Origin of the sequence: Sphingobium sp. (assembly GCF_049304695.1) — a bacterium.
In the GTDB taxonomy this organism is placed as follows: domain Bacteria; phylum Pseudomonadota; class Alphaproteobacteria; order Sphingomonadales; family Sphingomonadaceae; genus Sphingobium.
On the sequence record NZ_JBAQOK010000040.1, the window covers coordinates 23467 to 45323 of the forward strand.

The 21857-nt window shown below is 65.3% G+C and carries 18 protein-coding genes; 8 read left to right on the plus strand and 10 right to left on the minus strand.

All coding sequences use genetic code 11. The features are described from left to right. The first annotated feature begins 14 nt into the window (after positions 1-14). A complete protein-coding gene (locus WA070_RS05520) occupies positions 15-725 on the plus strand; it encodes a lysophospholipid acyltransferase family protein (protein ID WP_422633120.1) in 711 nt (236 codons plus the stop codon). On the opposite strand, the gene WA070_RS05525 is transcribed toward WA070_RS05520, so the two are convergent. Next, positions 722-1627, minus strand: coding sequence for a prephenate/arogenate dehydrogenase family protein (locus tag WA070_RS05525; protein WP_422633121.1), 906 nt, complete (start codon positions 1625-1627; stop codon positions 722-724). The genes WA070_RS05520 and WA070_RS05525 overlap by 4 nt on opposite strands. A gap of 4 nt (positions 1628-1631) precedes the next feature. Next, positions 1632-2741 carry a histidinol-phosphate transaminase gene (gene hisC, locus WA070_RS05530; RefSeq protein WP_422633122.1) on the minus strand — a complete coding sequence of 370 codons (1110 nt, stop codon included), beginning with the start codon at positions 2739-2741 and terminating at the stop codon, positions 1632-1634. 616 nt (positions 2742-3357) lie between these two features. Between hisC and WA070_RS05535 the strand changes: the two genes are divergently transcribed. Beyond that, positions 3358-3612, plus strand: a complete 255-nt coding sequence (locus WA070_RS05535) for a hypothetical protein (RefSeq protein WP_422633123.1) — start codon at positions 3358-3360, stop codon at positions 3610-3612. Between the two features lie 141 nt (positions 3613-3753). On the opposite strand, the gene WA070_RS05540 is transcribed toward WA070_RS05535, so the two are convergent. Further along, positions 3754-4704 carry a 2-hydroxyacid dehydrogenase gene (locus WA070_RS05540; RefSeq protein WP_422633124.1) on the minus strand — a complete coding sequence of 317 codons (951 nt, stop codon included), beginning with the start codon at positions 4702-4704 and terminating at the stop codon, positions 3754-3756. Positions 4705-4808: 104 nt separating this feature from the next. On the opposite strand from WA070_RS05540, the gene metX reads away from it, so the two are divergent. Then, positions 4809-5960, plus strand: coding sequence for a homoserine O-acetyltransferase MetX (gene metX, locus WA070_RS05545; protein WP_422633125.1), 1152 nt, complete (start codon positions 4809-4811; stop codon positions 5958-5960). Further along, positions 5957-6550 (plus strand): methionine biosynthesis protein MetW, encoded by a 594-nt coding sequence (metW, locus tag WA070_RS05550; protein WP_422633126.1) that lies wholly within the window; start codon positions 5957-5959, stop codon positions 6548-6550. The genes metX and metW overlap by 4 nt, the downstream gene beginning before the upstream one ends. 18 nt (positions 6551-6568) lie before the next feature. On the opposite strand, the gene WA070_RS05555 is transcribed toward metW, so the two are convergent. Continuing rightward, complete coding sequence (locus WA070_RS05555) at positions 6569-8146, minus strand: peptide chain release factor 3 (RefSeq protein ID WP_422633127.1); 1578 nt, start codon at positions 8144-8146, stop codon at positions 6569-6571. A gap of 143 nt (positions 8147-8289) precedes the next feature. Then, positions 8290-9174 carry an aldose 1-epimerase family protein gene (locus tag WA070_RS05560; RefSeq protein WP_422633128.1) on the minus strand — a complete coding sequence of 295 codons (885 nt, stop codon included), beginning with the start codon at positions 9172-9174 and terminating at the stop codon, positions 8290-8292. A gap of 160 nt (positions 9175-9334) precedes the next feature. Between WA070_RS05560 and WA070_RS05565 the strand changes: the two genes are divergently transcribed. Together WA070_RS05565 and WA070_RS05570 are read left to right on the plus strand one after the other, a co-directional pair. Continuing rightward, on the plus strand, positions 9335-9826 hold the full coding sequence (locus tag WA070_RS05565; protein ID WP_422633129.1) for a hypothetical protein: 492 nt from the start codon (positions 9335-9337) through the stop codon (positions 9824-9826). Between the two features lie 189 nt (positions 9827-10015). Then, complete coding sequence (locus WA070_RS05570) at positions 10016-11281, plus strand: glutamate-5-semialdehyde dehydrogenase (RefSeq protein WP_422633130.1); 1266 nt, start codon at positions 10016-10018, stop codon at positions 11279-11281. 92 nt (positions 11282-11373) lie between these two features. Here the strand turns inward: WA070_RS05570 and kdsA are convergent, their stop codons facing one another. Next, positions 11374-12201 (minus strand): 3-deoxy-8-phosphooctulonate synthase, encoded by an 828-nt coding sequence (gene kdsA / locus WA070_RS05575; protein WP_422633131.1) that lies wholly within the window; start codon positions 12199-12201, stop codon positions 11374-11376. A gap of 5 nt (positions 12202-12206) precedes the next feature. Beyond that, a complete protein-coding gene (locus WA070_RS05580) occupies positions 12207-12500 on the minus strand; it encodes a hypothetical protein (RefSeq protein WP_422633132.1) in 294 nt (97 codons plus the stop codon). Positions 12501-12521: 21 nt separating this feature from the next. Between WA070_RS05580 and WA070_RS05585 the strand changes: the two genes are divergently transcribed. After that, entirely contained in the window at positions 12522-13655 is a 1134-nt protein-coding gene (locus tag WA070_RS05585) for a hypothetical protein (protein ID WP_422633133.1), read from the plus strand. Next, positions 13652-15022: a cytochrome P450 gene (locus WA070_RS05590; protein ID WP_422633134.1), complete on the plus strand. Its 1371-nt coding sequence runs from the start codon at positions 13652-13654 to the stop codon at positions 15020-15022. Before WA070_RS05585 ends, WA070_RS05590 begins: the two co-directional genes overlap by 4 nt. A 73-nt stretch (positions 15023-15095) precedes the next feature. Here the strand turns inward: WA070_RS05590 and WA070_RS05595 are convergent, their stop codons facing one another. Genes WA070_RS05595 through WA070_RS05605 form a run of 3 tightly spaced genes read right to left on the minus strand, consistent with a single transcriptional unit; the run spans position 15096 to position 21828 of the window. Then, positions 15096-15989, minus strand: a complete 894-nt coding sequence (locus WA070_RS05595; protein WP_422633135.1) for a transglutaminase family protein — start codon at positions 15987-15989, stop codon at positions 15096-15098. Next, entirely contained in the window at positions 15986-18469 is a 2484-nt protein-coding gene (locus WA070_RS05600; protein WP_422633242.1) for a circularly permuted type 2 ATP-grasp protein, read from the minus strand. The genes WA070_RS05595 and WA070_RS05600 overlap by 4 nt, the downstream gene beginning before the upstream one ends. Next, on the minus strand, positions 18469-21828 hold the full coding sequence (locus tag WA070_RS05605; RefSeq protein ID WP_422633243.1) for a DUF2126 domain-containing protein: 3360 nt from the start codon (positions 21826-21828) through the stop codon (positions 18469-18471). The genes WA070_RS05600 and WA070_RS05605 overlap by 1 nt, the downstream gene beginning before the upstream one ends. Positions 21829-21857 lie beyond the last annotated feature (29 nt).

The window sequence follows — 21857 nt, forward strand, 5'->3', positions numbered from 1 at the left end:
GGCTTGGGCATTTCATGATTACCCCGCTTCGTTCCCTTGCCTTCATGGTGGCATTTTATCCCGGCAGCCTGATGTTCGTGCTGGCGGCGCTGGCCTGCGGACCCTTTTCGCCGTCGGCGGTGCAGAAGATTGCCAAGGGGTGGAGCCGCTATCATCGCCTGTGCGCGCGCTGGTTGCTGGGGCAGCGGGTGCGGATCGTCGGTGATCTGCCGATTGGCGAGTATCTCTACATCGTCAAACATGAATCGATGTTCGAGACGATCGACCTGCTGACCGTGTTCGACCGTCCGGTCATTGCCGCCAAGCGGGAATTGTTCGACATTCCGCTGTGGGGCAAGGTGGCGACCTATTATGGGCTGATCCCTATCGAGCGGAGCGGCGGGGCGTCGGCCATGCGTACGCTGCGCAGTCAGGCGCAGGCGGCCAATGCGGCGGGGCGGGCGGTGCTGATCTTTCCTGAAGGCACCCGCGTTCGTCATGGCGAAGCGCCGCCGTTGCGGGCGGGTTTTGCGGGGCTTTACACCCTGTTGCGGCTGCCGGTCGTGCCGATTGCGCTCGACAGCGGGGCAGTGTCGCCACGGGGCAGTTTCAGGAAGAAAGCGGGCGTCATTACCTATAAGGTGGGCGAGATCGTGCCGGCGGGGCTGGACCGGCGGGAGGCGGAGGAACGCGTCCATGCTGCGATCAACGCGCTTAACCCTCCGTCTGCTCTGACCGTCGATTAGTGCGCCCGGCCGAAGTCGGGCTTGGCATCGTCCTGACCCTGTTCGATGATCGAGCGGCGGATGGCGCGGGTGTGGGTGAACAGGTTGAACAGGGCGTCGCCGTCGTTCCAGCGGATCGCGCGTTGCAGCGCTGAGAGATCCTCCGAAAAACGCTGAAGCATTTCGAGCACCGCGTCCTTGTTCGCCAGGAACACGTCGCGCCACATGGTCGGGTCCGACGCGGCGATGCGGGTGAAGTCGCGAAAGCCGCCTGCGGAATATTTGATGACTTCCGACTGGGTGACATTTTCCAGATCGCTGGCGGTGCCGACGATGGTGTAGGCGATGAGATGGGGCAGGTGGCTGGTCACGGCCAGCACCAGATCGTGATGCGCCGGGTCCATCGTTTCGACGTCGGCGCCGACCCGGCGCCATAGTTCCGACACGCGCTCAACGGCGGCGGGGTCCGCATCGGCGGGGGGAGTGACGATGCACCAGCGGCCCTTGAACAGGGTGGCAAAGCCTGCTTCCGGTCCGCTGTTTTCGGTTCCCGCGACGGGATGCGCCGGGATGATCGTGCGGCCGGGCAGTGCGGCGTTCAGTTGGGCGAGCACGTCCGCCTTGCACGATCCCACGTCGCTGACGATCGCGTCGGCAGGCAGGTCTTCGGCAATCTCCGCCGCCGCCGCGCCCATGGCGCGCACGGGCACGCACAGGATGACCAGATCGGCGTCCGTCACCGACGCGCCCGCCGTGTCGGTGATGTCGTCGCACAGGTCGATGCGGCGTGCGGTGTCGCGCACCGCCGGGTCGGCGTCATGGCCAGTGACGCGCACCGTCGGCATTTCTGCCCGGATCGCGCGGGCCAGCGACGACCCGATCAGGCCAAGGCCGATGATGGTGATGCGGGCGAAAGGCAGCATCGGTTCAGGCCGATTCCGCCATGGCGCGCAGCGTGTTGGCGACCGCGCGGGTCTGCGCCTTGGTGCCGATGGTGATGCGCAGGCCGTTGGGCAGGCTTTGTCCGGGCAGCCAGCGGGTGGCGTAGCCTGCGTCCCACAAGCCCTTCATCGCGGCTTCTGCGGTCAGCTTGCCGTCGAACAGGATCAGCAGGAAATTGGTCTTGCTCGGCACGACGCGCAGACCGTGATTGGACAGGGCGCCGATTTCGTTCGCCAGCCAGTCGCGCCAGCGTGCCGTGTGAGTGCGGCTCGATTCGACCCAGGCGGCGTCGGAGATCGCGGCGATGGCGGCGGCCTGACCTGCGGTCGTCACGTTGAAGGGCGCACGGATGCGGTGGAGGATGTCGATCACTTCGGCGCTGGCATAGCCCCAGCCGATCCGTTCGGCGGCCAGGCCATGGATTTTGGAAAAGGTGCGCGTGACCAATATGTTCGACGCCGTGCGCGCCAGTTCCAGCCCGCCGTCATCCTCGTCCGCGTCAAGATATTCGGCATAGGCCTGATCCAGCACGAACAATATGTCTGGGCGAAGGCCCGCATGGAGGCGCGCAATCTCTTCGCGACTGGTCATGGTGCCGGTCGGGTTGTTGGGGTTGGCGAGGAACACGACCTTCGTGCGTTCGGTGACGGCGGCGAGCAGCGCGTCGACGTCGGTCGCATAATGTTTGTCCGGGGCGACGACGGGGGTCGCACCGACCCGCCGGGTGGCGATGTCGTACACGGCAAAGCCATAGCGGACGTAAAGGATTTCATCGCCCGGCCCGGCATAGGCGCTGGCCGCGATATGGAGCAGTTCGTCAGAACCTGTGCCGTAGATGATCCGTTCCGGTTCCAGCCCATGCACCGCGCCGATCGCCTCACGCAGCTTCGTCGCGGACGGATCGGGATAGGTGGCAAGGTCCGCCGTGGCGGCGACCAGCGCGGCGCGCGCCGCCGCCCCGGTGCCCAGCGGATTTTCGTTGGCGGACAGCTTGATGAGCGGGCGGCCATCGTCGGCGGCGGACTTGCCGGGCACATAAGGCGAAATGCCCAGGATCCAGTCCTTGGGCGCGGGTGTCGAACGGGTGTCAGTCATGGGAGCGGGCTTTAGCCGGTTCCGTGGGAAAGGCAAAGTGGGGTGCGGATTTGGGGATCACTGTTGGGGTCATGGGCGAAGTTCACAATGTCGTAGTGCTTTTTTGGCCGGAAGTGCCGCTGTTGCGACAGATATGCGCCAGGGACGCGACAGTAGCGCGTCTGGTGGGTCACAGTGACGCGGCGATCGCGCGCCGATGACGCGCCATCGGCGCGACACGCAGGCGACACGCACGCGACACGGGATCGGGCGGTGGTGGGGCGGGGCGGGATTTCCATCGGCAAGGATAGATCAGAGGAAATCCTATTTTGAAAGGGGGGGGGATGCGGGTTGCTAAAAGCGAGCAGAATCGGCCTTCACCATCATCGTCACCCCGGACTTGATCCGGGGTCTCGCTGCTCCACGCGCCTTTCAAAGAAAGCGGGATCCCGGATCAAGTCCGGGATGACCGAAGGTGGTAGGTGGCGAGTGGCGCCCATAAAGCGACCGGATTATCTTGCCCTGCAAGGAGGGTGGATGACCGGATGCGACCAATTTATGCCGTTCAGCATTGCAAGTAACATTCCCGATTGCGGACCTTGGCTACTGCCTGCTTAAACGCATTCAGGAGGCAGCTATGCGATACATTTCAGGGCAAATGATGAAGCTTGGCGACAAGGTTGTTGCTGATGGCATGTGCGGTGTGATCGTTTGCGACTTTGACAGTCGGGAATTTGCCGAGGGATACGAGCATCTCAATCCGCAACCTGTCGATTTGAACGATGGTGACATCCCATCAACAGGCGTCATGATTAAGACCGTTGAAGCGGGTCTTGTGCACTATGGAGACGGAACCTGTGGCATCGAGCGTGTCGGAGAAATTGGGATTTGAAAGCTGAACCGGACCGTTCCCTATCCACCCATTTCGTCATTCCCGCGAAGGCGGGAACCCATCTACCAATCTCTCGAAGTCAAAACGCGGGAGATGGATTCCCGCCTGCGCGGGGATGACGGGTGGAGGGATTGTACGACCCTACACCACCGGCGTGAGCAGCGGCTTTCCTGCGAAATGGGCGTCGAGGTTGGCGAGGACGAGGTCGGCCATGGCTTTGCGGCTGTGGACGGTGGCGCTGCCCTGGTGGGGTTGGAGGACGACATTGTCCATGGTCAGCAGGGCGGGCGGCACATGGGGTTCGGCTGCGAAGACGTCGAGGCCTGCGCCCGCGATGCGTTTGTCGGCTAGGGCGGCGACGAGTGCGTCTTCGTCGATTACGCTGCCCCGGCTGATGTTGATGATGACCCCTTCCGGTCCCAGCGCTTCGAGCATGGCGGCGTCTACCAGACTGGCGGCTTCCGGCCCGCCGGAGGTGGCGACGATCAGGACGTCGCTTTGGCGCGCGAAGTCGATGGCGTCGGCGACATAGGTGTAGGGGGTGTCGGTGGCTTCGCGTCGGTTGTGGTAGAGGATCTGGCCTGCGACTGGCTCCAGCCTTTTGCCGATGGCGCGGCCGATACGGCCGAGGCCCAATATGCCGATGCGGCGGCCGGTGACGCGCGCGGACAGGGCTGGCGCCTCGCCCCGTTCCCACGCGCCCGATCGCACCAGCCGGTCGTTGGCGGCGATGTTGCGGATCGTGGCGTAGAGCAGGCCAACGGCCAGATCGGCGACGTCATCGGTCAGGACGTCGGGCGTATTGCTGACGCGGATGCCCTTGGCGCGGGCATGATCGACATCGACCTTGTCATAGCCGACCGAAAACAGCCCGATGATTTCCAGCGCGGGCAGCGCGTCCATGACGGCAGCGGATGCGCCGGTCGATCCGAAGCTGACCAGCGCGCGGGCTGCGCGGACATGGGGTGGCAGGGTCGTCAGGTCCGCGTCGGCAGGCAGGCTGTGGACGGTGAAGCGGCGTTCCAGCCCCTCCATCAGATAGGGGTTGAGTCGGCCATAGGCGACGACGGGCGGACGATCGGGATAGGTCATGGCGACCTATTTAGGCATGGTGCGTCGCGAGCGCCAGATTGACAGCGCCAGATTGACAGCGCCAGATTGACAGGGGGGAACAGCGGTCCTAGCGCGAGCGGGCCATGGCCAGCGTTCCCCTTTCCCAAGACAGTCGGTTCGGTCTGCGTCGGCAGGTGCGCCTGCCCGGCCCGTTGCCGCTGTCGAGCGGCGCGAGCCTTGGCCCCATCGATATCGCCTATGAAACCTATGGCGCGATGAATGGGGACAGGAGCAACGTCATCCTGCTGTGCCACGCGCTGACCGGCGATCAATATGTCGCGTCCGACCATCCCGTCACTGGAAAGCCCGGCTGGTGGTGGCGCATGGTGGGACCGGGCAAGCCGGTGGACCCCGCGCGCCATTTCATCGTGTGCGCCAATGTGATCGGCAGTTGCATGGGATCATCCGGCCCGGCGAGCGTCGATCCGGCGACCGGCGCCCCTTATGCGATGCGCTTTCCGATGCTGACGATCGCCGACATGGTGCGGGCGCAGGCGGCTTTGCTGGACCATCTGGGCGTCGATCGGCTGGCGGCGGTGATCGGCGGGTCGATGGGGGGGATGCAGGCGCTGACATGGCCCACGCTCTTCCCCGAACGGGTGGAAAGCTGCGTCGTCATTGCCTCCACCGCGCGGCACAGCGCACAGAATATCGCCTTTCACGAGGTCGGGCGGCAGGCGATCATGGCCGATCCGCAGTGGCGCGGGGGCGATTATTATGCCGATGGGCAGGTGCCAAGTGCAGGCCTGGCGGTGGCGCGGATGGCCGCGCACATCACCTATCTGTCCGAAGCAGGGCTGACCGAGAAATTCGGGCGGCGGTTGCAGGGGCGGCCGGAAAATCCGGGTGGGGCCAAGACGTTCGGGTTCGATGCGGACTTTCAGGTCGAAAGCTATTTGCGGCATCAGGGGCTGAGTTTCGTCGAGCGGTTCGACGCCAACTCCTACCTCTATATCACCCGCGCGATGGATTATTACGACATTGCCGAGGATAATGGCGGGTCGCTGGCGCGGGCTTTTGCGGCGAGCAAGGCGCGGTTTTGTTTGGTTAGTTTCGATACCGACTGGCTCTATCCCACGACCGAATCGCGGATCATCGTCCATGCCCTGAACGCTGGGGGCGCGCAGGCGAGTTTCGTGGAACTGTCCAGCCCGTTCGGGCATGACGCGTTCCTGCTGGAATGTCCCGAACTCAACCGGGTGGTGGATGGCTTTTTGAAGGGCGGCCGGGCGTGAGCGCGGGACTGCGGCCCGATCTGGCGCTGATCGCGCGCACGGTGAAGCGTGGCGCGCGGGTGCTGGACGTGGGGTGCGGCGAGGGCGCGCTGATGGCGGCGCTGCGCGACGACAGCGGCGTCGATGCGCGGGGACTGGAGATTGACGGGTCGAACGTCGCGGCGGCGGTGGGGCGTGGGCTGTCGGTGGTGCAGGGGGATGCGGACACGGATCTGGGCTATTATCCCGACGCCAGTTTCGATTATGCGATATTGAGCCAGACATTGCAGACGACGCGGCGGCCCGATCTGGTGGTCGAGGAATTGCTGCGCATCGGGAGGCAGGCGTTCGTGTCCTTCCCCAACTTTGCCCATTGGCGCGGGCGCATATCGTTGATGTGGGGCGGGCGGATGCCGGTGACGCGGCTGTTGCCCGACACCTGGTATGACACGCTCAACATCCATCATGTGACGGTGGACGATTTCCGCGCGCTGGTGAAGGAGCGCGGCTGGCATATCGACGGGCAATGGTTTTTGAAGGGCGACCGGGAAACGACGCACGCGAACGCCAATCTGTTTGCCGAACATGCGGTGTTCCTGCTGCGCAAATAAGCGCAGCAGGCGCGGGCGTTAGCGTTCCTTGGTGGCGCTGAACTTTACCTTGGGGTGGCGTTCTTCCTGATAGCCAATGTCCCATGCGCTGCGGGCCATGAAGACGAGCGCGCCGTCGCGGTCCTTTGCCAGATGGGCGCTGTTGAAGCCGACGAAATCCTTGATCGCTGTTTCGTCGCCGCTGATCCAGCGAGCGGTGTCGAAGGGGGAAGGTTCGAGGCCCGCCGCGACCTTATATTCCGCGTCCAGCCGGGAAATGAGGACTTCAAGCTGCAACTGGCCGACGACGCCGACGATCCAGTTGCTGCCGATTTCGGGGTAGAAGACCTGAATCACGCCCTCTTCGGACAGATCGTCCAGCGCCTTGCGTAGCTGCTTGGTCTTGGTGGGATCTTTCAATTGCACGCGGCGCAGGATTTCGGGGGCGAAATTGGGCAGGCCGGTGAAGCGCAGGCCGGGCTTTTCGGACAGCGTATCGCCCACGCGCAGCGCGCCGTGATTGGGGATGCCGATGATGTCGCCCGGATAGGCTTCATCCGCCAGTTCGCGGTCCTGCGCGAAGAAAAGGATGGGGGAGTGGACGGCGAGCGGCTTGCCCGAACCGCTAGGCGTCAGCTTCATGCCGCGCCGGAACTTGCCGGAGACGAGGCGCATGAAGGCGATGCGGTCGCGGTGCATGGGGTCCATGTTCGCCTGCACCTTGAAGATGAAGCCAGTGACTTCGCTGCCGTCCGGTTCGACTGCGGCGGGTTCGGCGGGCTGGGCGCGGGGTGGCGGGGCGTGGGCGGCGAGCGCGTCGATGAGTTCGGTGACGCCGAACAATTTGAGCGCGGACCCGAAATAGACCGGGGTCAGATCACCCTGCCGATAGCGGTCGAGGTCGAAGCTGGCATAGCCGCCCTGCGCCAGTTCCGCTTCCTCGCGCAGCTTTGCAAGGCCACGCGGGGAGATGAAGTCGGCCAGACGCGGATCATCGAGTCCGGTGAACTGCTGGCGGGTGCCGTCAAATTCCTTGGACGGGCCGACAGGCTGCATCAGGCGGTTGGTGGCGAAATCGTAAATTCCCTCGAACTCGCCGCCCATGCCGACCGGCCAGCCCATCGGGCAGACGTCGAGCTGAAGCTGATCGGCCACTTCGTCCAGCAGGCCGAATGTTTCGCGGCCCTCCCGATCGACCTTGTTGACGAAGGTGATGATGGGCAGGTTGCGCAGACGGCACACCTCGAACAGCTTGCGCGTCTGCGGCTCGATACCCTTGGCCGCGTCGATCACCATGACGGCGGAATCGACGGCGGTCAGCGTGCGATAGGTGTCTTCCGAAAAGTCTTCGTGACCCGGCGTGTCGAGCAGGTTGAAGGTGATGGTTTCGCCATCGCGCGTCCGTTCGAACGTCATGACCGAGGAGGTGACGGAAATGCCGCGCTGCTGCTCGATCTTCATCCAGTCGGACCGGGCGCGGCGGTTTTGCCCGCGCGCCTTGACCTCGCCCGCCATATGAATCGCGCCGCCCTCCAGCAGCAGCTTTTCGGTGAGCGTGGTCTTGCCCGCGTCGGGGTGGGAAATGATCGCGAAGGTGCGGCGGGATGGGATGGTCATGATGATTTTCTGGGTCGCGAGTAATGAAGGCCGTTCGCCCTGAGCGAAGTCGAAGGGCCATGCCGAGCGGAGGCGAGGCACTTCGCTGCGCTCAGTGGAGGGCTTCGACTTCGCTCAGCCCGAACGGAATCTAGGATGCGCCGTTACACGTCCACAAGGCTGACGTCCATGCGGAAGGACCGGCTGTCGCCCGGTAGCAGGCATAGGATGCCCTGCTTGTCCCATACGTCGCCGTCGAACCCTTCCAGATCGGCCATGCCGGCCCAGGGTTCGATGCACAGATAATGGGCGCCGGGCTTTTGCCAGAGGCCCAGCCATGGGGTGTCCGGGAAGTCGATTTTGAGGTTCGGCTGGCCCGGCACGCCCCAGCGCAGCGAGCGGCTGGCCAGATCGTCCCAGATGAGCGCGTCCCCTTCGAACATCGCATGGGTCGGGACGAGCGTGTCGCCATCGACCGGGGAAGGAGCGGAGGCGTGAGCGATCAAGCCGGGTTCCGCGCCTACCTTGCGGATCGGGGCGGGTTCGGGCTGATCGAAGAGGATGCGATGGTCCGCGACGTTGCCGCCATAGGGCAGCGGCCAGGCGAAGGCGGGGTGATAGCCAAAGGAAAAGGGCATGGTCGCTTCGCCCCGGTTCATGACCGTCGCGGTCATGTGGAGCGTCGCGCCCGTCAGCGTGAAGCCCATGTCGAGCCGGAAGTCGAAGGGATAGACCGCGCGGGTGGCGCTGTCGGCGGCGAGGCGGAACAGCACCGATGCGTCAGTCCGTTCCTTCACGGCAAAGTCCATGCGGCGGGCGAAGCCGTGCTGGGGCATGGGATAGGTCCGCCCGCCGAGCCGATAGGCGTCGCCACGCGACCGGCCGACGAAGGGGAAGAGCAAAGGCGCGTGGCCGGTCCACCAGCGCGGATCGGCATCCGTCATCAGGTCGCGGCCCTGCGCATCTTTAAGCCAGGTCAGTTCCGCGCCAAGGGGGTGGATCGCCGCGCTCAGTATGTCCGAAGCGATGGTGATCGGCGCGTCTGTCATGTCAGGTCATCTCCTGTGGGGCTTTTGAGCGCATAACGACGGGCAGCGGGCTTGTCTCCATCAGGTCTTTTTTTGGCGCACAAAGAAGTATGGCGCTGGAGATCGTTTCGTTATGGAACCGAAATCGCCCCCCGCTGGTTGGCGCGGTGGAGGAACCATCATGAAAATCATCATCGCTGCCATAAGTCTCTGTGTCGTATCGGGGGCCGCATCTGCGCAGGACAAGGACAGGCCGCGCGACGACACGATGCGCAAGGCCGGCACCATCGCCAGCCAGCCGGCGCGCGACGTAGGCCTGGAAAAGGACCAGATTCCGCCGGTGCTGCTCAAGGCTGTAGACAATCCCTATGCCCCGCCGGCTTCGCGTACATGCAAGGGGCTGACCAATGCGCTGGGCGAACTGAATGGGGTGCTGGGGCAGGATTTCGTCGTCGGTGCGCAGGCGAATGAAAATCGCACGGGCAAGATTGCCGAGGCGGTCGGCAAAACGGTCGTCAATTCGCTCATTCCCTTTCGCGGGCTGGTGCGCGAAATCAGCGGTGCGGCCCCGGCGGAGCGGCGATTGGAGGCTGCGGTGACGGCAGGCGTCGCCCGGCGCGGCTATCTGCGCGGGCTGGCAGCGGCCAAGGGGTGCAAGCCGCCCAAGTCGTGAATTATTTCGGCCATACCCCCGTTGGGGTATGCGCCGCGATCGGACATTGGATAGGCATGGTCGCACGGCAGTCGACCTGCCGCCGCCGACCGGGCCATACGCGACCCATGGCCCGGTCGTCGGAGCTGACTTTCACAGCGCCGGGCTTTCATGCTAAGTCGCCGCCATCCTTTTTGGCGAGATAGGCATATGAACGACCTGACCCAGACCCCCGAAATGCTGATTGCGATGATGGGCGCGCGTGCGCGTGGCGCTGCCGCCATCCTTGCGCAGGCCAGCGACGGGCAGAAAGCGGATGCCCTGCGCCGCGCTGCGCAAGCCTTGCGGGATCAGGCACCGGCGATTATCGCCGCCAATGCACGCGATATGGACAATGCGCGCGCCAACGGACTGTCGCCTGCGATGCTGGACCGGTTGAAGCTGGACGCGGGGCGGGTCGCGGCGACGGCGGATGGCGTGGATCAGGTGGCGACGCTCGACAACCCCCTTGGCAGCATCATCGACAAAAGCGTGCGGCCCAACGGGCTGGAACTCAGCCGGGTGCGCGTGCCGCTGGGCGTGATAGGCATCATCTATGAAAGCCGCCCCAATGTGACGGCCGATGCCGCCGCGCTGTGCCTGCGCGCGGGCAATGCCGTCATCCTGCGCGGGGGCAGCGAGGCGAAGGAGAGCAATCGGGCGATCCATGCCGCCATGGTGGACGGGATCGTCGCGGCGGGGCTGCCTGCCGAAGTGGTGCAACTGGTGCCAACGACTGACCGCGCCGTCGTGGGCGCATTACTGCGTGCGGCGGAATTTATCGACCTGATCGTGCCGCGCGGGGGCAAGAGCCTGGTCGCGCGGGTGCAGGAAGAAGCGCGGGTGCCTGTGCTCGCGCATCTCGACGGCATCAATCATAGCTATGTCGATAGCGCGGCCGATCCGGCGATGGCGCAGGCGTTGGTGGTCAATGCGAAGATGCGTCGAACTGGCGTGTGCGGTGCGACTGAAACGGTGCTGGTCGATCGCGCTTATGGCGCGGCACCTGTGCTGGTGACGGCGTTGATCGACGCGGGATGTGCGGTGCGCGGCGATGAAGCGGTGCAGGCGATGGATGCGCGCGTCACACCCGCCACGGCGGACGATTGGGACACCGAATATCTCGACGCCATCGTATCCGTGCGGATGGTCGATGGGGTGGACGATGCGATCGCCCATATCGCCGCCCATGCCAGTCACCATACCGATGCCATCATCACCGAAGATGCCGGGACGGCGGAACGGTTCCTCAATGCGGTCGATAGCGCGATCGTGATGTGGAATGCGTCCACCCAGTTCGCCGATGGTGGCGAGTTCGGGCTGGGCGCGGAGATCGGGATTGCTACGGGGCGGCTGCATGCGCGGGGGCCGGTCGCGCTGGAGGGGTTGACGACGTACAAGTGGATCGTGCGGGGGACGGGGCAGGTTCGGCCCTGAGGCGTGCCTGTTCCCGCGTCGGCGGCGGGCGGATCTGATGCTGGGACTGGGTTCCCGCCTGCGCGGGAACACGGGATAGTTCACCCCTCGGTTTACCCCTTTACCACCTCGTCGATCGCTTTGAGCTTTGCCAGCATCGGGCCGACCCAGTCGAAGGGCAGCATGACCGGGCCGTCTGAGGGGGCGTTGTCTGGGTCTTCATGGGCTTCGGCGAAGATCGCGGCGACGCCTGCCGCCACCGCGCTGCGGGCCAAGAGCGGCGCGAACTCGCGCTGGCCGCCCGATGCGCTGCCCAGACCGCCGGGTTGCTGCACCGAATGGGTCGCGTCGAAGATGACGGGGTAGCCGGTCTGCGCCATGGTGGGCAGGGCGCGCATGTCGCTGACCAGCGTGTTGTAGCCGAAACTCGCGCCGCGTTCGGTCAGCAGGATGCGGTCGTTGCCGGTCGATGCGACTTTCTGCGCGACGGCGGCCATATCCCATGGGGCGAGGAACTGGCCCTTCTTGATGTTGACGACCGCGCCGGTGCGGCCTGCGGCGAGCAGCAGGTCGGTCTGGCGGCAGAGGAAGGCGGGGATCTGGAGGATATCGACCGCCTGTGCGACTGCTTCGACCTGCGTTGCGTCATGCACGTCGGTCAGGACGGGGCAGCCCAGCGTCGCCTTCACCTCCGCCAATATGGCTAGACCTGTGTCCAATCCCACGCCGCGCTGGCCCGATACCGAGGTGCGGTTCGCCTTGTCGAAGGAGGATTTGAAGATGAACGGCACGCCTGCCTTTGCGGCGATGGCATGCAGGGTTTCCGCCGCGAACAGCGCATGGTCGCGGCTTTCGATCTGGCACGGGCCGGAAATCAGGACGAAGGGCAGATCGTTGCCGAAGGTGACGGAACCGACGGACACATGTTTAGGGCTGGTCATGCCGGTCATTTGGGCGCTTTTGCGAACCGTCGCAAGAGTTGGCCGCGCCATAGCCCCTTGCCCGGATGATAGTTCCAGCAGAACCAGCCGAACGCCAGGCAGGCCAGCAGGGACGGCAGCGCCATCGGATCGCCATTGTCGCGCATATGGCGATAGAAGGCCATGTCCGCGCGCCAGCGGTCCCGCTCGCTGCCGCCGCCATTGATGCCATAGGCATTGTCGTGGCGACGACAACCGATGTTTCGGTTGTATTTGCGGTGGTCTATGAAATAGCAGTAATCGCGTTCGGGCGTGTTCATGACCCGATTAGGGCCGGGACAGTGCAAAAGTTCAAGCGTAAAGTCTTCTACCTGGGCGGTTTCGATCCACGCGGCGTTCGTTTCTATCACCAGCTTTATCGGGAACAGGCGGGCCGCTACACCGGGCTGGCCGGGCAGGCCGTGACCGTGGGCGGGCGTCGCGCCGGGCCGGACGGTTCGCTGGTGTCGGTGCAGTGGGACGTGGTGAACGAAGGGGCGGGCGTCGCGGTCGATTATGAATATCTGCGCTGGGAAGATTTGATCGCGAAGGTGTGGATCCGCAATCCACTGCCGCTGGCATGGCGGGCGGCGCGGGCCTATTGGGGCCATGCGCGGTTCATGCAGTTCGGGCGGATGCGGGGACTGCGATCCGGCCCGGTCATCACCATTCTTTATCCGCCGGCGTTTGCCGTGCTGATTCCGTTGTTGCTGGCTTTGGTGCCTGCGCTGGCGCTGTCACTCGTGCTGCCATGGTGGGTCGGGGCGCTGGCGGGGATCGGGATCAGCGCGCTGCTGTCGGGGCGGTTGCTGGCCAAGCTGGTGGTGCCGTGGCTGCTGCGGTTCATGACCTATCATGGTGCGCTGGCCGCGAACGGACCGGGGGCGGAACTCGACGCGCGGCTGGACCAGTTTGCGGCGCGGATCGCGGCGGAACTGGACGGCGACTGGGACGAAGTGCAGATCGTCACGCACAGCGCGGGGACGATATTGGGCATGACGCTGCTGCGCCGGGTGCTGGCGTTGCGGGGCAAGCCGCTGCCCGATCATGTGGTGATGGTGGGGTTGGGCCAGGTGGTGCCGGTGATCGGGCTGCGCAGCGATGCGGGATGGTATCATGCGGATCTGGCGGCGCTGGCGGACAAGGCGTTTCGCTATGTCGACATATCTTCGCCCCCCGATGGCGCGGCCTATTATAACGTCAACCCGTTGCGGCTGGTCGCGGAACGCCACGCCGCGCGGGTCGATATGCTATCGCCGCGTTTTCATCTGTTCTATCGGCCCGAAAATTATCATGGCGGCTGGTCGAATAAATATGAGGCGCATTTCGACTATCTGCGCGTGGGCGACCGGCTCTCGCCGCTCGATTTCATCAGCCTGACCGCTGGCCCGCGCACCGTGGACGACGCCGTTGCCGCTTTCAGGACGATCCCTTGACCGATCTGTTTACCCCGCCCTATCCGCAGCCGCCCCGGACCAAGCGCGGGCTGGTCAAACGCTTCCTGCGTGGCTGGCATAGCTGGATCCATGTGCTGTTCGACAAAAGCTATACGATGAAGATGGGCGAAATCCGCTTGCCCGGACGCACCATGTATATCGCCAATGCCCTGCCGCTGGTGGACCAGATATTGCGCGGGGGCACAGCCTATCCCAAGCATAGCGAACTGGTCCGCAACCTCGATCCACTGATCGGCAACAGCGTCTTTTCCGCCAATGGCACCGATTGGGAAAGCCAGCGGGCGATGGTGAACCCGGCCTTTGCCCACACCGCTCTGGCCAAGTCGATGCCTTTGATGGTGGGCGCGGCGGACGACCTGCTCACCCGGCTGGACGCTGCGGACCGGACCAAGCCGGTCGATATCGATCCGATGATGACGCATGTCGCCGCCGACATCATATTCCGCACGCTGTTTTCGCAGACGCTGGACGAAACGCGGTCGAACATCATCCATACTGCGTTCGGCAGGTTCCAGAGGCTGGCGCATTCGGCGTCGATGCTGCGGCTCTATGGCCTGCCTGCGGGATGGTTCGAGAAGCGATCCCATGGCCCCGCGCGCGCCATTCATGACGTGTTCCGCCCGATCGTGGAGGCGCGCTATGAGGGCTGGCACGCGCGCGGGGACGCGCCGCATCGCGATATCCTGCAATCGCTGATCGAGGCGAAGCATCCTGAGAGCGGCGTGCCCTTTACCTGCCAGCAGGTGATGGAGCAGGTGTCGACCATCTTTCTGGCTGGGCATGAAACATCGGCCAGCACGATGACATGGGCGCTGTATATGCTGGCAGAATGCGCGCACATCCAGGATCGGGTGCGGGACGAGATCGTGGCGGTGGCGGGCGACGCGCCGCTGGCCGCGCCGATGCTCAAGGATATGGGCATGGTGCGCAATATCTTTCGCGAGACGTTGCGCCTTTATCCGCCGGTGTCGTTCCTGCCGCGTGAGGTTACATGCCCGATGGACATGCGCGACAAGCATCTGGAGACCGGATCGATGCTGGTGGTCGCGCCATGGCTGACGCAGCGGAACAAGGATAATTGGACCTGCCCCCATGCGTTCGACCCCGACCGGTTCGACGATCCGGCCAATGCCGATATGGTCAAGCAGGCCTGGTTTCCCTTCGGACGCGGGCCGCGCGTGTGCGTGGGAGCGGGCTTTGCCCAGCAGGAGGTGATGACGGTGATCGCGTCGGTCGTGCGCCGCTATTATCTGGACGTACCGTTGGGGTTCAAGCCGGAACCGATCAGCCGCCTGACCATCCGTCCGCGCACGGGGATGCCGTTGGTGTTTGAGCCGGTGAAGTAGCCTTTGTAAGGCGACGGTGACACCCCTCCGTCAGCGCTATGCGCTGCCACCTCCCCTTGTAGGGGAGAATTTTTTAGAGGGTTGCTTCTTCCTCCGGCGCGACGTCTACCATCGACTGGATGCTCTGGCCCCGACCGCCGACGAACAGGCCGTCCATCGGTGCGACGTCGGCATAGTCGCGGCCCATGGCGACGAAGAGATGGCCGTTGCCGGTGATGACGCCGTTGGTGGGATCGAAACCGATCCAGCCGCGCGTCGGCCCGCACCACAGCATGACCCAGGCGTGCATGGCGTCCACGCCGACCAGACGCGGCCTGCCGGGTGGTGGATTGGTGCGCAGATAGCCGCTGACATAGGCGGCGGGCAGGCCGACGAGACGCAATGCGACGACCATGACCTGCGCGAAATCCTGACACACGCCATGGCGGGCGGCAAAGGCGTCGGCGACCGGCGTGGCGGCGTCGGTTGCGCCGGGGGTGTAGCGAAATTCCGACTGGATACGCAGCGTAAGGTCGAGCGCAGCGGCGATGATCGGTCGGTCGGGAGCGAGCGTTGCCCCGGTCCAGTCGCCGATCTGCGCCAGCATCGGCGTGCGCGCCCCGGCGTAGAGATAGTGGGCGGGGGCGGCTGGCCCCATGTCGCGATCGAGCAGGGCCGCCTGCGCCACGGCGGCGATGGTCGGATCGCCCGGTTGCGGTTCGGGCGGGGGACTGTCCTGCACGCCCGCGCGGAACCGGGTTTCGATGGTGAGCTGGCGGATGGGCTGTTCGATCACCAGCCGCGCGACATTGACCGGCCAGCCGCCGGGGCGCGATTCGATGATCGATGGCAGGGGATCGACATCCAGCGCATAATCGGCTGTCCATTGCCCCGGCCATGGCGCGGGTTTCAGGCGCAGGTTGAACCGGGCGAGCCGCACGGCGCTGCCATAGCGCAACAGGGTGCGGTGGCGGACATGGTAGATCATGACAGCAGGTCCGCGCCGTCGGGCTTTTCCGCCTGGCGCAGTTGCAGGAAGTAGCGCTGGCCGATGGCGTCGGACAGGGTAAGCAGGCGGGATTCGACGTCGGCTATATCGGCCATGGTCAGCATGTCGCCGGTCAGGGGCGCCAGCCGCGCGACGAGGGCGTCGGCCAGACGGCGCGGTTCTTCGGGCATGCCGTCGGCGCGCAGCGTGGGCAGGGTGGCGATATGCTCTGCAAGCCGCTGGGCCTGATAAGCGATGGCGCGCGGATTATAGGGGTCAAGCGCGACGAGATCGCGCACCGCGGCCAGCGCAGGGCCGGTCATATAGCGGGTGCGGTAGCTGATCTGGCTGTCCGACAGGTCGAGCAGCACGGTCAGATCGTCAGCCGAAGCGCCGTCGTCGCCGAGCCGGGCGATCAGCCGACAGCCATTGATGGCACGCTCCATGCGGCGGCCCATGTCGTGAAAATGCCAGCCGTCGGTGCGGCCCATATTTTCCGCCGCCAGCCCCGACAGCGCCGAAATTCGCTCGATCATGCGCGACGACGCATCGAGCAGCGTGTCAGTGACTGCGCCGTCGAAGGCGGGGAGCGGCAGGCGGACGAGTCGCCAGAAATCGCTGGCCAGCCGATCGCGCAGCCCCTGACCGATATTGCCGACGATGGCCATCAGCGCGCGGACGCTGCCCGACTGGCGCGCGTCGCCCAGCGCGGTGGCGCACAGCGGGCCGAGCGCGCCGCCGGTGCCGCGCACCGCGCCCCAGAGCGCGAGCTGATCCAGCAGCCGGGTGATGGTCGGCGATCCGATCGATGGACCAAGGTCCGCCTCTATCGAACCGCCCACGATCGCGCGGACGATGCGCAGCGTCATTTCCGTCCGTTCGATATAGCGGCCCAGCCAGAACAGGTTATCCGCTGCCTTGGCTGGCAACATGCCGCCGATCCGGCGGATGGCGGGCGCGCCGCTGCCCAGCAGGCTGTCGGGCGGGGCAGGGCGTTCGTCGACCACGCACATGTCGGCGGACATATCGCCCCGACCCATCAATGCCGCGCGAATGTCGCCATGCGCAGCAAGGCGGGCGAAGGCACCGGGCATCACGCGCCACTGGCCCACTGCATCGCGCGCCACGAACACGCGCATGGTGAAGGGCAGGGGGGTAAGCTGTCCATCGACGATGGCGGGGGTGGTGGACAGTTTCACCACCTCCTGCCCGACATAGTCCATCGGTCGGCGCGCGATGGCGGCCAGCAGCGCGTCGCGCTGGTCTGCGTCCAGCGCCGATCCGGGGATGGAATGGGTGTCGGGCAGGCCAGCCACGTCCTGATCGAAGGCGGAACCGATGACGAGATCGTCCAGCCGGTCGCGCACATGGTCGCGTTCCTCGCTTTGTCCGCACCACCATGTCGCGATGTTGGGCAGGATGAGGTCCTGTCCCAATATCTCCTGCGCCAGTTGCGGCAGGAAGGCGGCAAAGGCGCGCGATTCGATGACGCCTGCGCCCGGCCAGTTGCCGACCATCAGGCCGCCATTAGCGCAGGCGTCGAACAGGTCCGGCACGCCGATGCGCGATTTGCCGTCGAAGGCCAGCGGGTCGAGAAAGCGGCTGTCCATCCAGCGCCACAGCCCATCGACCCGCTTCAATCCCTGAATCGTGCGTACGAACAGCCGCCCGTCGGACACGATCAGGTCGTCGCCCTCCACCAGCAGCAGGCCGAGATAACGGGCAAGGTGGGCTTGTTCGGCATAGCTCTGGTTGAAGCGGCCCGGCGTCAGCAGGCCGATGCGCGGGTCGGACCGTTCGCAGTCTGCGGCCAAGCCCCGACGCAGTTCGGCGAAGAAGGGTGCGAGCCGCCGCGTGTTCATCGCGCCCAGCAGATCGCCGGTCGCGCGCGACAGAGCGAGCCGGTTTTCCAGCGCATAGCCCATGCCAACCGGCGTGCGGACCCGGTCGGCCAGCACGCGCCATTCGCCGCTCGGCCCGCGCCCGATGTCGGCGGCATAGAAATGGAGATGATGGCCCTGCGGCGGCGGCGCGCCGGTCATGATCCGCCAATAATGCGGGCTGCCGGTGATGACGCCGGGCGGCAGGTTGCCGTCGCGGACCAGCGACTGGCTGGAATAGATATTGGCGATGACCTGTTCGAGCAGTTCGGCGCGCTGGGTCAGGCCCTGTTCGATATGGGCCCATTCGTGCGCGTCGATCAGCAGGGGAACGGCGCCCAGCGGCCAGGCGCGTTCCTGTTCGTCCCCGGTCAGGCGGAACGCCATGCCAAGGTCCACCGCCTGCCGCGCGACATGATCGTCCAGCGTGGCGGGGTTGCCCTGTGCCTGACGGCTGAGTCGGGCCAGCATCGCCCGCCAGCGAGCGCCCATGTCCGGCGTCGCATCGCCGAACAGGTCGCCGCGCGGGGCGGTGGCGAGATAGGCGTCGGCCCAACCGTCCGCCTGCATGTCCGGTGCAATCAGCGGGTCGGCGGCCATCACAGGCCCGGCGGGGGCAGGCGCAGGTCGAGCGTCATGGGAAATTCGCCCTGCGTTTCGGCGGGTGGCATGTCGACCGATCCGGGCGTGTGGCCATAATCCTGAAACCGCGCCTTGCGCCGCGCTTCGGCTTCATAACCGTTGACCGGCAAGGTGTCGTAATTGCGCCCGCCGGGATGCGCGACATGATAGACGCAGCCGCCCAGCGACCGCCCGCTCCAGCTATCGAGCACGTCGAAGGTGAGCGGGGCATTCGTCGGCAGTTGCGGGTGCAGGCAGTTGGCGGGCGCCCATGCCTTGTACCGCACGCCGCCCACGCCCTCGCCCGGCACGGACGTCGCAATCATCGGCACGCGCCGCCCGTTGCACGACACGATATGCCGCCCGGCGACCAGACCGGTGGCGCGGACCTGCAACCGTTCGGTCGAACTGTCGACATAGCGCACCGTGCCGCCGATCGCGCCGGTTTCACCCAGCACATTCCACGGTTCGAGCGCGTGAGTGATTTCAAGGCCCACGCCGCCGGCATCCACCGTGCCATGGATGGGGAAGCGGAACTGCCGCTGCGCTTCGAACCAGTTGGGGTCGAAGTCGTAGCCTGCGCCGCGCAGGTCGGACAGGACTTCGAGGAAATCGGCCCAGACGAAATGGGGCAGCATGAAGCGGTCGTGCAGTGCCGTGCCCCAGCGGACGAGGCCGCCCTGTTGCGGTTGCCGCCAGAACCACGCCGCCATGGCACGGATCAGCAGTTGCTGCGCCAGGCTCATGCGCGCTTCTGGCGGCATTTCGAACCCGCGAAATTCCAGCAGGCCGAGGCGTCCTGTCGGGCCGTCGGGCGAGAACATCTTGTCGATGCAGATTTCGGTGCGATGGGTGTTGCCCGTCACATCGACCAGCAGGTTGCGGAACAGCCGATCGACCAGCCATGGGCGCGGGGGTGGGCCATCCCCGGTGAAGGGATTTGGCACCTGCGCCAGTGCGATTTCCAGCTCGTACAGCCCATCATGCCGCGCTTCGTCGATGCGGGGTGCCTGGCTCGTCGGGCCGATGCACAGGCCCGAAAACAGGTAGGACAAGGCCGGGTGACGCTGCCAGTAGAGGACGAAGCTCTTGAGCAGGTCGGGGCGGCGGATGAACGGCGAATCGACCAGCGTCGGCCCGCCCAGCACGATATGATTGCCTCCGCCGGTGCCGACCGACCGGCCGTCGACCATGAATTTGTCGGCGGTCAGATCACATTCGCGGGCTAGGCCATAGAGGCGTTCGGTGATGGCGACGCTTTCGTCCCAGCTTGCGGCAGGATGGACGTTGACTTCAATCACGCCGGGGTCGGGCGTCGCCTTGAGCACGTCGATGCGGGGGTCTGGCGGGGGGGAGTAGCCCTCGATCCGCACGGGGATGCGTGTTGCGCTCGCAGCCGATTCGACCTCCGCGATCAGTTCGAGATAGTCCTCCAGCGCTTCGACCGGGGGCAGGAAGACCGAGAGATAATGACCGCGCGGTTCCACGGTGATGGCGGTGCGGACGGCGCCTTCGATGATGACCTGTTCGACCCGTTCCTGCGCGGCTGAACCGCCGTCCGGTCCGGCGACGCGCTGCGCCTGTTGCGCGCGCACATCCTCGACGCTGGCCTGCTGGGGTATCTGCGCGCGAAAATCGGGCAGCGGCTCGCGCGGTTCGCTGGTGTCGCGGGGGTGGATATAGGGATAGTCCGACGGCGGCACATAGGGCAGCGAGCCGAGCGGCAGGCGATAGCCCAGCGCCGAATCGCCCGGCACCGCGAACAGCTTGCCCCGGCGCAACTGCCAGATTTCGCTTTGCCAGCGCGGCGTGGCGACCTGGCTCTGCCAGCGCTGGACCGGCAGGACATAGCCGACCGGCTGGTCCAGGCCACGCTCGAACGTCTTGACCATGCGGGCGCGTGCTTCGGGATCGCTGATCTTGGGGTCGTCGGGGCTGGCGTTGATGGGCAGGTCGGCTTCCTTGACCGCCCACACCGCCGGATCTTCATAGACCGCATGGGTATAGTCGGTGGAAAAGCCCATATTGCCCGCGATATGCGCCAAAAACGCCTGAGCATCCGTGGCCGTTACCGTGCGCGCGCCATCGGGGGCATTATCGGGCGCGATCAGGCTTTCGTCGTGCCAGATCGGCGTGCCGTCCTTGCGCCAATAGACCGCGTAGGCCCAGCGCGGCAGGCTTTCGCCCGGATACCATTTGCCCTGTCCATGATGCAGCATGCCGCCGGGCGCAAAGGTGGCGCGCAGCTTGCGGATCAGCCGGTCGGCATAGGCCGCCTTGGTCGGGCCGACGGCGTCGCCATTCCATTCTTCCGCATCGCCGCCATCCACCGCGACGAAGGTCGGTTCGCCACCGATGGTCAGGCGCACGTCCTGAGCCGCGAGATCGGCATCGACCTGCGCGCCCAGCGCCATCACCGCGTCCCAGCGGGTGTCGGTGAACGGTTTTGTGATGCGCACGGCTTCGGCGATGCGGCTGACCGTCATCGCAAATTCGAAATCGACTTCGGCCGGTTCCGCCATGCCGCTGATCGGCGCGGCGGACTTGTAGTGTGGCGTGGCGCACAGCGGAATATGCCCTTCGCCCGCGAACATGCCGCTGGTCGCGTCCAGCGCCACCCAGCCTGCGCCCGGCACATAAGCCTCCGCCCAGGCGTGGAGGTCTACGACGTCCTGCGTGACCCCCTTTGGCCCCTCGATCGGTTCGACGTCGGCGACGAGCTGGATCGAATAGCCCGACACGAAACGGGCGGCAAAGCCGACGCGTCGCAGCAATTGCACCAGCAGCCAGGCCGAATCGCGGCACGACCCGGTGCCGATGTCCAGCGTCTCTTCCGGTGTCTGGACGCCTGCCTCCATGCGGATGACATAGCCGACCTGTTGTTGCAGGCGACGGTTTACCTCGACCAGAAAGTCCACGGTGCGGCTGGTGTAGCCGTCATATTGGGCGACCATCGCTTCGAACCGTGGACCCTGATCCTCGACATCGAAATAGGCCGCCAGATCGGTTTTCAGCTGGTCGTCATAGGCGAAGGGGTAAGTCTCCGCATAAGGCTCCACGAAGAAGTCGAACGGATTGATGATGTCGAGATCGGCCAGCAGGTCGACCTGGATCGAAAAATGATCGACCGGATCGGGGAAAACCACGCGGGCCAGCCAGTTGCCGTGCGGATCCTGCTGCCAGTTCAGGAAATGGTTCGCCGGTTCGATCTTCAGCGCGTAATTGGGCACTTTCGTACGGCTGTGCGGCGCGGGGCGCAGGCGTATGACCTGCGGTCCCAAGCGGATCGAACGGCTGTAACGATAGGCGGTGAGATGGTGTAAAGCGGCCTTGAGCATCACAGGATCAAACGACACCCCCTGTTGCA